General features: G+C 35.1%; 11 protein-coding genes and 3 tRNA genes. 7 read left to right on the forward strand and 7 right to left on the reverse strand.

Annotated features, from left to right (window positions below; translation table 11 throughout):
- Positions 1-12: 12 nt before the first annotated feature.
- The 5 genes from BD847_RS12250 to BD847_RS12270 form a co-directional block, all read right to left on the reverse strand.
- Positions 13-2,130 carry a cation:proton antiporter gene (locus BD847_RS12250; protein WP_115888557.1) on the reverse strand — a complete coding sequence of 706 codons (2,118 nt, stop codon included), beginning with the start codon at positions 2,128-2,130 and terminating at the stop codon, positions 13-15.
- Between the two features lie 3 nt (positions 2,131-2,133).
- Positions 2,134-2,709: a hypothetical protein gene (locus tag BD847_RS12255; RefSeq protein ID WP_115888558.1), complete on the reverse strand. Its 576-nt coding sequence runs from the start codon at positions 2,707-2,709 to the stop codon at positions 2,134-2,136.
- A 340-nt stretch (positions 2,710-3,049) separates the two neighbouring features.
- A tRNA-Arg gene (locus tag BD847_RS12260) sits at positions 3,050-3,123 on the reverse strand.
- Between the two features lie 30 nt (positions 3,124-3,153).
- Positions 3,154-3,228: transfer RNA gene (locus tag BD847_RS12265), tRNA-Pro, on the reverse strand.
- Between the two features lie 14 nt (positions 3,229-3,242).
- Positions 3,243-3,326 (reverse strand) — tRNA-Ser (locus tag BD847_RS12270).
- 237 nt (positions 3,327-3,563) lie between these two features.
- Between BD847_RS12270 and BD847_RS12275 the strand changes: the two genes are divergently transcribed.
- Both BD847_RS12275 and BD847_RS12280 read left to right on the forward strand, forming a co-directional pair.
- Positions 3,564-4,742, forward strand: coding sequence for an acetyl-CoA C-acyltransferase (locus BD847_RS12275; RefSeq protein ID WP_115888559.1), 1,179 nt, complete (start codon positions 3,564-3,566; stop codon positions 4,740-4,742).
- A gap of 69 nt (positions 4,743-4,811) precedes the next feature.
- The gene (locus tag BD847_RS12280; RefSeq protein ID WP_115888560.1) at positions 4,812-5,573 is read left to right on the forward strand and encodes a C40 family peptidase; all 762 of its coding nucleotides are present in this window, start codon (positions 4,812-4,814) and stop codon (positions 5,571-5,573) included.
- 106 nt (positions 5,574-5,679) lie between these two features.
- Here BD847_RS12280 and BD847_RS12285 read toward each other — a convergent pair whose 3' ends face one another.
- On the reverse strand, positions 5,680-6,525 hold the full coding sequence (locus tag BD847_RS12285; RefSeq protein WP_115888561.1) for an AraC family transcriptional regulator: 846 nt from the start codon (positions 6,523-6,525) through the stop codon (positions 5,680-5,682).
- A gap of 118 nt (positions 6,526-6,643) precedes the next feature.
- Here BD847_RS12285 and BD847_RS12290 point away from each other — a divergent pair, with 118 nt between their 5' ends.
- The 3 genes from BD847_RS12290 (at position 6,644) to BD847_RS12300 (ending at position 8,925) form a co-directional block, all read left to right on the forward strand.
- On the forward strand, positions 6,644-7,630 hold the full coding sequence (locus tag BD847_RS12290; protein WP_115888562.1) for an aldo/keto reductase: 987 nt from the start codon (positions 6,644-6,646) through the stop codon (positions 7,628-7,630).
- A 411-nt stretch (positions 7,631-8,041) separates the two neighbouring features.
- Positions 8,042-8,644 (forward strand): NAD(P)H-dependent oxidoreductase, encoded by a 603-nt coding sequence (locus BD847_RS12295; protein ID WP_115888563.1) that lies wholly within the window; start codon positions 8,042-8,044, stop codon positions 8,642-8,644.
- Between the two features lie 2 nt (positions 8,645-8,646).
- Positions 8,647-8,925 (forward strand): putative quinol monooxygenase, encoded by a 279-nt coding sequence (locus BD847_RS12300; RefSeq protein ID WP_115888564.1) that lies wholly within the window; start codon positions 8,647-8,649, stop codon positions 8,923-8,925.
- Positions 8,926-9,023: 98 nt separating this feature from the next.
- Here the strand turns inward: BD847_RS12300 and BD847_RS12305 are convergent, their stop codons facing one another.
- Positions 9,024-9,731, reverse strand: coding sequence for a class I SAM-dependent methyltransferase (locus tag BD847_RS12305; RefSeq protein ID WP_115888565.1), 708 nt, complete (start codon positions 9,729-9,731; stop codon positions 9,024-9,026).
- Between the two features lie 222 nt (positions 9,732-9,953).
- On the opposite strand from BD847_RS12305, the gene BD847_RS12310 reads away from it, so the two are divergent.
- Positions 9,954-10,841, forward strand: a complete 888-nt coding sequence (locus BD847_RS12310; protein ID WP_115888566.1) for a LysR family transcriptional regulator — start codon at positions 9,954-9,956, stop codon at positions 10,839-10,841.
- A gap of 337 nt (positions 10,842-11,178) precedes the next feature.
- On the forward strand, positions 11,179-12,465 hold the full coding sequence (locus tag BD847_RS12315; protein ID WP_115888567.1) for a DUF2130 domain-containing protein: 1,287 nt from the start codon (positions 11,179-11,181) through the stop codon (positions 12,463-12,465).
- Positions 12,466-12,487 lie beyond the last annotated feature (22 nt).

A 12,487-nucleotide genomic window follows, 5' to 3' on the forward strand; every position in this document is an offset into this window, starting at 1 on the left:
TCGATTAAAATTTTATTTAAAAATATTCCTAATTGATTTTCCTATTTCAGCAAAATCATCATGACTGCTGACAGATCTTTTTTCAGTATTATTTGCAGGCGTTTTAGAAAATGGATAAATAAGCATGTAATTACTAGTATTGAATTTATGGTTCAAAAGATCCGGAATATCTCTCATTCGGGAAAAATACGAATGCATGCCTCTATCGCCCATCATAATGATCAGCCCTTCATTTTCTTCGATAGCTAATGCGGTTTTTTCAGCATCTTCCCAATTTAAAAAAACATCAAATGTAGCTTCGATTGAAGCTTTCTTAGCGATTCTTTTTAAAATATTCAAGGTTTTCTCTTTTCCATAAAAACTCATTTTGGCACCCGAATTGCGGCCAATGTTCCAGATTCTTAACATAGAATGAAAAAAACCTGCATCCATTTCGGCATCGGCTGGTATAAAAACCAAATATCGTTTAACAGTAGCTGCTGGTTGTACCGCATGATAAACCATTAAATTTATACTTTTATTTCGGAGATAGCCATTGTATAAATTATAAACAAAAGAAGCCGAAAATCCCTTTCCTCCTTCAAGTCCCACAATAAGATCGGTGATTTCTTTTTCCTTTATTACGTTACTGATTCCGCCTGCTGTATCATTATCATGACGCGTTATAGGATTCAATACCACATCAGCTGCAGCTGCCGCTTTGACAGCAGTATCTAATATTTTTTCCGCATTTTTCACAGAAGATTCATTAGCATCCTCATTAATTACATTTACCGCATAAAGCTCTTTATTAGAGGCTGTTTTTACCATTAATCCGAGGTTTACCATTTTTTCTACGGTTGCCTCATGGTTCACTGCCAAAAGTATATTTTCTTTCTCTTCGCTATTTCCTGAAACAGTATTATCTCTATCTGCCTGCGCAATACGCTGTGCACTTGCCATTGAGACAAACGAAGATATTGTACAAGAAACAAGAATAAGAAGAATACTGCCGTTAAGCACGTGTTCATTTAAAAGCCTAATAGGTTCTCCCGCATCATTTTCCCCAATAATAATGTTATACCCTACCATTACTGATGCCAGCGTAGCAGCTGCCGATGCCGAACTCATTCCAAAAATCAGCTTTCCTTCATCATTAGTGAATTTAAATGTTTTTTGGGTCATAATGGCCGCTACATATTTTCCGCCAATAGAAGCAATAAGCATAATAGCTGCTACGCCCAAAGTTTCCCAGCTTTGTATAAACGCATTAAAATCGATCAACATTCCGACACTTATCAAAAAGAAAGGGATAAAAATGGCATTTCCCACAAACTCTACCCTGTTCATTAATGATGATGTATGCGGAATTAACTTATTTAAAGCCAATCCAGCAAAAAAAGCACCAATAATAGATTCAATTCCTGCAAGCTCAGCTAGAAGCGCCGCCAGATAAATCATTACAATAACAAAAAGATATTGAGAAATTTTGTCCTCTACATTTTTAAAAAACCATCTGGCAATTATGGGAAAAATCAATAATACGATTAAAGTAAAAACAACCATTGAAACGGACAATTTGATCCAAAAAGCAGTTCCCGCTTCTCCTTGTGACATCCCGACAATAGCCGCCAAAACTAAAAGCGAAAGAACATCTGTAATCATTGTACCTCCTACAGTTATGTTTACGGCAAGATTTTTAGCAATACCCATACCGCTTACCATTGGATAGACAATTAAAGTATGTGACGAAAAAAGACTAGCAAAAAGAATTGAAGTCAACAACGAAAAACCAAGAATATAATAACCTCCAAAAAGTCCGAGCGTAAATGGAACAGCGAAAGTAAATATCGAAAAAATAATACTCTTCCATTTGTTCTTTTTAAAATCGGCCATATCGATTTCAAGACCTGCTAAGAACATGATATACAAAAGACCCGTTGTTCCTGTAACCACAACGCTGCTGTCTCTTGAAAGCACCCCAAAACCATTAGGACCAATAAGTGCCCCGGCAATAATAAGACCGAGCAAATGCGGCACTTTAATTTTATTAAGCAAAAGTGGTATGCATAGAATGATGATAATTTCTATAAGATACTTTAAAAGCGGATCTTCAATAGGAAGTGTTAGATGTTGTATACTCAGCAGCATAAATTACTTTTTAGTGGATGGAGTAAGTTCGACTGAGAATTTTGCGATACAATTATCCTCACCAATAATAGTTTGTGTGCCCTTGATAATATTCTTTTTAATATCATCCAATTCCACACTAACCTTAATTTTGTTTTTAACAGAAGTTTCTTTTACAGAATCAAGAACAATTTTACTGTCTAAATAGTGTCCGTTAAAAACACGCTTGATTTGATTATTGCTAATAACATTGGTATACATTCCGATAGAGTCAGATATAAATTCCCAAATCTCACTGCGCTGATCGCCAATAACATAATTACTGCAGTTAGATTCCCTGCAGATCATTTTACTGTTCCATTTAATTTTAAGACTTTCCGGCCATTCCTTAACTTTAGGAAGAGTGTCAATTACTTTTGAAACAGACATCAAACTGTCTCTCATTTTTAACAGTTTATCATATTCTGCTTCCTTATTTTCAAATTGTTTTTCACGTTCCAAAAGTGCGTTTTCACGAAGCGTGAGTTCTTGCTCTTTTTTATTGCTACAAGAACACAAAATGAATAGGAAAGTCAGAAATAAAAGCCCTTTAATAGTCATAAGAATTGATTTTGGATTCTACAAGTTAAGCAGAAAAATCCTTTTAATCATTCAAAAACCAATAAAATAGAAATTTTGCTTCTTATTTTGAGCCTAATATTGTAGATTTCAAACCCACATTTCTTTGCAATATATTACTTCAAAAAGCTTTCACCGTTTTATAAAAATATTTGAAATCATTCTATATTTCCCCTCAATTCTTTCTTTAGGCTGAGTAAAAATTTATATTTAAATTTTGCTATCTCACAGGTTTTGAGATTACTTGCAACTTTTGAAATTCATTTTGCTTTTTAGGAAAGCGTTAAAACAAAAAAAGCCACTCAAATTGAGTGGCTTTTCGTGATTCCAGAAGGATTCGAACCTTCGACCTACGCATTAGAAGTGCGTTGCTCTATCCAGCTGAGCTATGGAACCATTTCTTTTCAAACTTATGGTAAAGTTTAGTCGGGGTGGCAGGATTCGAACCTGCGGCCTCCTGCTCCCAAAGCAGGCGCGATAACCGGGCTACGCTACACCCCGAGGCAAAATTTAAGCGGAGAGACAGGGACTCGAACCCTGGCGACGGTTACCCGTCGACAGATTAGCAATCTGCTCCATTACCGCTCTGGCACCTCTCCAAGCTCAAGAAACGTGTTCTGTTTTGCGGTTGCAAATGTAAGACAACATTCCATATCTCACAACTATTTTTGCGCTTTTTTTAAAGTTTTTTTAATCTTTTTTTTAAAACACTTCACAATCAAACAAATAGAATTAACAAAAATTTCATCTCGAATTTAAAATCGTGCTATTTGATACAAAATTTGAATTTATTCAAATAAACAGTAAATTTGCTAGATAACTAATATTAACAGAAAATGAACAAAAGAGTTGTGATTGTTTCTGCCGTTAGAACACCTATCGGAAGTTTCATGGGAGGGTTATCTACTGTAACCGCACCAAAATTAGGCGCTGCCGCTATTAAAGGAGCCCTTCAAAAAATTAACCTAGACCCAAAATTAGTTGATGAAGTTTTTATGGGGAATGTAATTCAGGCAGGCGTTGGACAAGCTCCGGCGCGTCAGGCGGCACTTTTTGCCGGTTTGTCTGAAGAAGTTGCTGCAACAACAGTTAACAAAGTTTGTGCTTCCGGAATGAAAGCGGTTATGTTTGCTGCTCAGGCAATCGCCTGCGGAGATGCTGAAGTTGTAGTGGCTGGCGGAATGGAAAGCATGAGCTTAATTCCACACTACGTACAAATGCGTGCCGGAAACAAATTTGGCCCGGCAACAATGCTTGACGGAATGCAGAAAGATGGTTTGACAGATGCTTACGATAACAACGCAATGGGAGTTTGCGCTGATTTATGTGCAACTGAATACAACATCAGCCGTGAAGAACAGGATAATTTCGCTATTCAATCGTACGAAAGAAGTGCAAAAGCCTGGGATGCCGGAAAGTTCGATAATGAAGTTGTTCCTGTAGAAGTTCCGCAAAGACGTGGCGAACCAATTATATTTTCAAAAGACGAAGAATATACCAACGTTAAATTAGATAAAATCCCATCTTTAAGTCCAGTTTTCACAAAAGACGGAACTGTAACTGCTGCAAATGCTTCAACAATCAACGATGGAGCTGCTGCATTAATTTTAATGTCGGAAGAAAAAGCAAATGCATTAGGTTTAAAGCCTCTTGCATACATAAAAGGATATGCAGATGCTGCTCAAGAACCAAAATGGTTTACGACAAGTCCTGCAAAAGCACTTCCAAAAGCTTTAGACAAAGCAGGAATTGCGATCTCTGATGTTGATTATTTCGAATTCAATGAAGCGTTTTCTGTAGTTGGTTTAGCCAATTCAAAAATTTTAAATCTTGATAACAATAAAGTAAACGTAAACGGAGGCGCAGTTTCATTAGGACATCCGCTAGGTTGTTCAGGTGCCAGAATTATTGTAACTTTAATAAATGTCTTAGAACAAAACAATGCTAAAACCGGAGCAGCTGCAATTTGCAACGGCGGCGGTGGCGCATCTGCAATTGTTATTGAAAGAGCTTAAATAACATTATACGAAATTAGGAGTTATAGCAATTATAACTCCTAATTTTAAACTTATAAATTACCCTAAATGTTCGGAATTTGCAATTTAGCTATAGTACCCGTTCGATCTGAACCAAGCGATAGAAGTGAAATCGTTACGCAACTTTTGTTTGGTGAACATATCGAAATCTTAGAACGCCAAAATCAATGGGCTAAAATAAGAATTCAATATGATGATTATGTAGGTTGGGTGGATTCTAAACAATATCAGATCATTTCTGAAGAACAATTTAATCAATTAAGCAAAGAAGCCATTATTTTAAATGCTGATTTAATTGATTATATCACTGCCCCAAACAACTTGTTACTTCCAATTCCGTTAGGAGCTTCTTTATCTTTTTTAAACAACGGCGAAATCAATACTTCAAATTTTGATTTTGAAGGAACAAAAACCAGCGGAATAAAACCAAAAAATGCCATCATTAACACCGCATTTATGTATTTAAATGCACCTTATTTATGGGGAGGAAAAACACCTTTCGGTATCGATTGCTCTGGTTTCACGCAAATGGTTTATAAATTAAACGGATATAAAATTCACCGCGATGCATCTCAACAGGCGCTCGAAGGCGAACCTTTAAGTTTTATCGAAGAAAGTGAACCGGGAGATTTAGCCTTTTTTGATAATGACGAAGGAAACATCATTCATGTCGGAATCATTATGGAGAATAACTATATCATTCACGCAAGTGGAAAAGTACGTATCGACCGTTTAGATCACACAGGAATTTATAATCCAGAAATAAACAAACACACGCATAAATTAAGAGTGATTAAGAAGATTATCTAAACACGAATTGCACTAATTATCACAAATTAAAATCCCTTTAATCTGTGTATCCCGATAGCTATCGGGAGTGGCTAAAAAAATTCGTGCAAATTCGTGCAATCCGTGTTTATGCACTAATACGAATCGTCTTTCTAAACTCAGAAGGACTATTCCCTTTCTGCTTTTTAAAGAATTTATTAAAGTGACTTTCATCGGTAAAGCCAAATTCATATGCAATTTCGTTAATGCGTTTATCACTGAATTGCAAACGATGTTCAATCAGTTTCGTTTTATAATTGCTTATATATTGTTGCATCGTTTCATCGGCATGTTTCTTAAAATAACGTCCTAAATACGTATTCGAAATTCCGAAATAATCACTTATCGATTCTGCTTTTATCTTTTCCGGATAATAAATATTCGTCTGAATATATTGTAGAATATCCATTGCTTTCGCTTCCGTCCCCACATTTACTTGCTCCGGTAAATATTTCGCAATATTTCTAGCAACAATAATAATCAAAGTATTCACCAATTGCTGAATCAATTCCTGATTATAAACATCTTTATCTTGATGTTCTCTACAAATTGCTTCAATCATTACCTTCACCAAACATTTATCAGCATCATTTTTTAAAATACAACCTGGTTGGTGATTCGCATTTTGCAGAATATATTCTAAACGCTGAACATTCTCGTTTTGTAAACTCGAATTCTTCAAATAAATATCATTGAATCTCAAAAAGAAAAACTTCGTTTTGGTCTCAATCGTAAAATTATGACAATCCTCAGGCGTCAATAAAAACATATGTCCGGCATCATATTCAAAAATATTTTTGTTGATACACTGCCTTCCGGTTCCATTTAAAATATAAACCAATTCAAAGAAATTATGGCGATCGCCAACATCCGGATATTCGTCCAAAGTCTCAAAGGAAACCGTAAACGGCTCGTATAAATTTTCTTTTTTCATGAGTTCTAAATGATTTGAAGTTGCAAATTTACATAAAAAAGACAAATATATACAAGTTAACACTCTTAAAAATGGTATAATTTTGCCAAGTGAAATTTAAGAATTAAAATACAACATTATGGAATATAGAAAATTAGGCAACTCAGAACTTGAATTATCAACTATTACATACGGTGCATTTGCCATTGGCGGAAACATGTGGGGCGGAAACGAAAAGAAAGATTCAATAGAATCTGTTCGCGCATCTATCGACCACGGCGTAACCACAATTGACACCGCTCCTTTTTACGGATTTGGCTTAAGCGAAGAAATGATTGGCGAAGCAATAAAATCGTACGATCGTTCAAAAGTGCAATTGTTAACCAAATTCGGTTTAGTTTGGGACGGAAGCAACAACGGAAAAGGCGATTTCTTTTTCGATGCCGATGATAACGGTAAAAAAGTTCCTATCTACAAATATTCATCAAAAGGAAACGTAATTAAAGAAGTTGAAGAAAGCCTAAAACGCCTTCAAACTGATTATATTGATTTATTGCAAATTCACTGGCCAGACTCCACTACTCCAATTTCTGAAACCATGGAAGCGGTTGAAACATTAATCCAACAAGGAAAAATCAGAGCTTTTGGTGTAAGTAATTATAGTATTCCACAAATTCAGGAAGCACAAAAAACAGTTCAAATTGCATCAAATCAGGTTGCTTACAGCATGTTAAACCGCAAAATTGAAACCGATTTAATTCCGTTTACCGTTTCAGAAAACATCGGAATTATTGCTTACAGTCCGATGGAAAGAGGTTTACTAACCGGAAAATATTTCACAGACAGCAAACTAAAAGAAAACGATCATAGAAATGGTTATTTCGGACAATTCGATCTTCAAAAAGTAAAAACTTTAGTAGAAGAATTAAGTTCATTGGCAAACGCAAAACACATTTCAATTTCGCAATTAGTATTACGCTGGACAAGTTTACAAAAAGGAATTGCAGTGGTTTTAGCCGGAGCAAGAAATGCAGAACAAGCCATTTCAAACGCAAAAGCAATGGATTTCGATTTATCAGCTTCAGAATTGGAGTTTATTAATCAGGCAATTTCCAAGCTTAAATAATATTTTAAACACATAGAAACATAGTTTTTGAATGTCGTTAAAGGCGTTTCATTTGCATCAATAAACATAGTCAACGTAGCTTGTCATTTCGAGGAACGAGAAATCGCACTAGAAACTCCGCAAACTAAGTCGCCAATCTTTGACGAGCAACGAGTGTGATTTCTCGTTCCTCGAAATGACAAACTTTGAGAACTATGTGTTAGAAACTAGTTTCTTTCAATTAACTTTTAGAAAAGAAAAAGCTATGTCTCTATGTGTTTAAAAAACAATCTCAAAATTTAAATAATTAGAATTTGGGCGTGCCCCTCCGGGTCGGGCTTTCGGCTATATCTTTTGTTCCGTTTCACTTCACAAAAGGATACCGCCTCAATCCCTCACGCATCCATTTTCAAAAGAAACAATCCTATAAAAATGAAAAAAATATTTATCATCAACGGAAGTCAAAATTTCGCACATTCAGGCGGAAAATTCAATGAAACGGTAACCGATTGGACAATCGAATACCTAAAAAGCAAAAACTACGAAATAAAAACAACCGATATCAAACAAGACTTTGACTTAGACGAAGAAGTAGAAAAATTCGTTTGGGCAGATGTTGTAGTATATCACACGCCTGTTTGGTGGTTTCAATTACCAAATCTTTTCAAAAAATACATCGACGACGTTTTCACGGCCGGACACAACAAAGGAATTTACAAAAGCGACGGAAGAAGCCGAGTAAATCCCGACATCAATTACGGAACCGGCGGGCAACTACACGGACGCAAATACATGCTAACCACAAGTTGGAATGCACCTGCAACGGCTTTCACACTTCCGGGAGAATTCTTCGAAGAAACATCTGTCGATGATGGCGCTATGTTTGGTTTCCATAAAATGAATAAATTTGTAGGTATGGAAAAACTAAACGGTTTCCATTTTCACGATGTTGAAAAAGGTGCAACTGCCGAAAACATTGTCATCTTTGAGAAAAACTACAAAGATCATTTAGAAGAAACTTTTAAAAACTTATAATTATGATATCCATTACCGCGATTATTAAAAGTAAAAAAGAAAATACTGAAGACGTTAAAAACATGATTCAAAATCTGGTTACACAAACCAGAAAAGAAGCAGCCTGTATTCGTTATGATCTTCATAATACTGAAAATGTTTTCATCATTTGGGAAGAATGGAAAGATCAGCCCGGACTTGACATACATAACAACCAACCTTATTTAGTCGATTTTATCTCCAAAAGCGAAACGTTTTTATCTGCTCCCGTTCAGGTTTACAAAACGATTCAAATTTTATAAAAAGTTATTTGCCACGAATTACACGAATTTGCACTAATTTTTATTCGCTAAGAAAAATTAATTCGTGAAAATTCGTGAAATTCGTGGCGAAAAAACAATTATTTAATTCCACCAAAAGCCCCGAAACACATGTTTTTATGCAAAATTTCGACGCTCTTAAAACCTACTTTTTTCATCAAATCCAATTGATAATTCATTGATCTCGGTGAATCTTCTTTTTCTATATAATCCAAAACCTTTTGGCGATATTCTGTCCCTCCTATTCCTTCTAAATATTCGCCGTAACGTTGCCAGGTATATTCGTTTAATAATTCCGTGTCTTGTGTAATCAAATCCGAAATCATCAAACATCCGCCAGGTTTTAACAATTTAAACAATTTGGCAAAAGTTGTTTCCCAATCCTGATCGTCACGCAAATGGTGTAAAACTGCACCAGCCAAAATAATATCAAAGCTATTTTCTTCTAAATCCACTTCGCGGATATCGCCTTGTTTTACTTCAACTTTTCCATTTGTTTCTGCTGAAACTCTTTCAAAAGCCCGATCTAACATTGGCAAACTCAAATCGACCAAAGTGCAGTTCAAATTTGGCAATTTAGACAACATCATTAAAGTATAATTTCCCGCACCACAACCTACATCCAAAACGTTTTGCGCATTCGGAACAATGCGTTTTGAAGCTTCTGTAATTAATTCTAAAGAAATCGTTGCATCAATAGTTGCGACTTGTCCGGTTTCCAAATTCGAAAATCGTTCGACATCATTGTCAAATCGCTCTTTGATTTCTGTAATAGTTGATTTTTTCATGGTCTTTGTTTTTTTATCTCTCACAGATCTAGCACATTGCACGAATCTTTTTGCTATTATATGATCGGGATATTATTATGATTAAGATGATTTATCTAAAATTAATAATCTGCTGTATCTGCTCAATCTGCGAGAGGTTTATTTTTTCTTTTTCAAAACTATTCTTTTCATAAATACTTTAAAAATACTATTTTTATCAATTAATAATACCTTAAAAGTATCATGGAATTACGTCATCTAAAATATTTTTTGGCTGTAGCCGAAGAACTGAACTTCACTAAAGCTTCAGAAAAATTGTTTATTTCTCAACCTCCTTTGAGCCGTCAAATTGCAGAATTAGAAGAAGAACTTCAGGCAAAACTTTTTATCAGAAACAACAAAAAAGTAGAATTAACCGAAGCCGGAAAATATTTCGAAAAAGAAGTCAAATCAATTTTTCAAGATCTCGAACGCATTTCTGTGAAAACAAAAAAGATCGGCGAGAATGTTTCGGGCGAATTCAGAATTGCTTATATAAGTTCAATTTATTCTTCTACCATTTCCGAATTAATCAAACATCTAAAATTACAATTTCCTTACGTAAGTTTCAAACTATTTGAAGTTTCAACGACCAAACAAATCGATGCTTTAGAACAAAGTAAAATTGAATTGGGAATTATTCGTTCGCCAATACAATCTCCAAAAATAAAAGCACAATTATGGTTTAAGGATGGCTTTTCTGTAGTTTATAATAAGCGATTAATTCGAATTGATTCGGAAAAAGAGATTCCTAATCTAAAAGAAGAAACTTTCGTGTTTTTTAATAAAGATTATGCACCACATTATCACGAAGTTTTACTCGAACTTTGTGCCTTTTATGGCTTTACGCCGAAGATTATTCATGAAGCCAATAATATAAATTCAATAGTTCAATTAGTCAAAAACGGACTAGGAATTTCGATTGTTCCTTCTAATATTGCTAAAAACAATCAGGATACTGAACTTGCTTTTATTGAACTGAAAAAAGTCAATTTAAAAACAGATGTTTCGATTATAACTTTAAAAGAAGATGATTCTGAAATTACGAAAACTGCTGTTGATTTTTTATTGAATAAAAGTGGTTCACACTAAGTTTTGTGGTGAAATTAATCTCGCAAAGACGCAGAGACGCAAAGTTTATTCTCATTTTTGTCATTTCGACGAAGGAGAAATCTGCGCAAGTAACTCCGCAACAAAAGTCCAATCTTTGTAGAGCTTCTCGTGGAGATTTCTCCTTCGTCGAAATGACAAAAATGAGAGGAAATCCTTTTAATCTTTTAATCTGTGGCTAAAAAAAAATTTTCCGCCTTAGCGCCTTCGTGACCATAACAAAAATTCGTTACAATTTAGTACAGAAATCCACATTATAAAAAGAGAACTTTTAAATACCTTAGCAAATTCAAATTCTACAATAAAAATTCAATAAAAAATGGCTGAGCAATCTTCAATTCAATGTCCAAACTGTGGAGAAAATATCGATGTAAATGACATCTTAAAACATCAGTTAGAAGACAGCATTCGTAAAGAATTTCAACAAAAAGCTACCATTCAAAATAAAGAATTAGAGCTTAAAAACGAGCAATTAGAAAAAGCCAAAGCCGACTTTGAAGCGAAGAAAAAACAGGAAAACGAGCTTTTCGCTGAACGTTTGGAACGTGAGAAAAAAACAGCCGAAAAAGAAATTTCTGAAAAGCTAAAAGCCAAACTCGAAGAAGAAAACAAAGACCGTTTGATGTTGATGGAAAAAGAACTCTCTGAAAAATCAGAAAAAATCAGGGAATTAAATAAAATGGAAGGTGAAATCGCCAAATTACAGCGCGAAAAACTGGAAATGAAAGATGCCATTCAGGCCGAAGCCGAAAAACAATTGAATGTTCAATTGACTTTGGAACGTGAAAAAATCCGTAAACAGGAAGACGATAAAAACGAATTGAAATTCAAAGAACTTCAGAAACAGCTTGAAGAACAAAAAAAGCTGACCGAAGAAATGAAACGCAAGCAGGAACAAGGTTCTATGCAATTGCAAGGCGAAGTTATGGAACTGGCAATTGAAGAATGGCTGGCAAATAATTTCCCTTTAGACACGATTGACGAAATCAAAAAAGGTGCAAACGGCGCCGATTGTCTTCAGATTGTAAATACAAGAGAATTACAAAACTGTGGTTCTATTTATTACGAAAGCAAAAGAACTAAAGCATTCCAGCCTTCCTGGATAGAAAAATTCAAAAACGATATTAGAATTAAAAGAGCCAATATTGGCGTTTTGGTTACCGAAGTAATGCCAAACGGAATGGAACGAATGGGCATGCGCGACGGAATCTGGATTTGTACTTATGAGGAATTTAAAGGTTTGAGTGCTGTTTTACGCCAATCTTTGATTCAGGTAAGTCAGGCGGTTCAGGCGCAAGAAAACAAAGGCGATAAAATGTCGATGCTGTATGATTTCTTAACGAGTAACGAATTCCGTTTGCAAGTAGAAGGCATTGTGGAAGGTTTTACGCAAATGCAAAGTGATTTGGATTCTGAAAAAAGAGCGATGCAGAGAATCTGGAAACAACGTGAAAAACAAATCGAAAAAGTAGTTCACAATACTTTAGGGATGTATGGTTCGATTCGCGGAATTGCCGGAAATGCAGTTCAGACTGTACGAGCATTAGAGTTGGATTTTATTGAAGGTAATGACGAAGAGGAAGAAACTAAGGAATTGCCTGAGTGATTAAGCGTAGTATTGTCATTTC

The sequence above is a fragment of the Flavobacterium cutihirudinis genome (assembly GCF_003385895.1).
GTDB classification, from domain to species: Bacteria; Bacteroidota; Bacteroidia; order Flavobacteriales; family Flavobacteriaceae; genus Flavobacterium; species Flavobacterium cutihirudinis.

Bases quoted from the DNA above. Each gene is read 5' to 3' on its own strand.
- BD847_RS12305 (WP_115888565.1), bottom strand. From the start codon at position 9,731: ATGAAAAAATCAACTATTACAGAAATCAAAGAGCGATTTGACAATGAT.
- BD847_RS12290 (WP_115888562.1), top strand. From the start codon at position 6,644: ATGGAATATAGAAAATTAGGCAACTCAGAACTTGAATTATCAACTATT.
- BD847_RS12300 (WP_115888564.1), top strand. From the start codon at position 8,647: ATGATATCCATTACCGCGATTATTAAAAGTAAAAAAGAAAATACTGAA.
- BD847_RS12255 (WP_115888558.1), bottom strand. From the start codon at position 2,709: ATGACTATTAAAGGGCTTTTATTTCTGACTTTCCTATTCATTTTGTGT.
- BD847_RS12250 (WP_115888557.1), bottom strand. From the start codon at position 2,130: ATGCTGCTGAGTATACAACATCTAACACTTCCTATTGAAGATCCGCTT.
- BD847_RS12310 (WP_115888566.1), top strand. From the start codon at position 9,954: ATGGAATTACGTCATCTAAAATATTTTTTGGCTGTAGCCGAAGAACTG.
- BD847_RS12295 (WP_115888563.1), top strand. From the start codon at position 8,042: ATGAAAAAAATATTTATCATCAACGGAAGTCAAAATTTCGCACATTCA.
- BD847_RS12275 (WP_115888559.1), top strand. From the start codon at position 3,564: ATGAACAAAAGAGTTGTGATTGTTTCTGCCGTTAGAACACCTATCGGA.
- BD847_RS12315 (WP_115888567.1), top strand. From the start codon at position 11,179: ATGGCTGAGCAATCTTCAATTCAATGTCCAAACTGTGGAGAAAATATC.
- BD847_RS12285 (WP_115888561.1), bottom strand. From the start codon at position 6,525: ATGAAAAAAGAAAATTTATACGAGCCGTTTACGGTTTCCTTTGAGACT.
- BD847_RS12280 (WP_115888560.1), top strand. From the start codon at position 4,812: ATGTTCGGAATTTGCAATTTAGCTATAGTACCCGTTCGATCTGAACCA.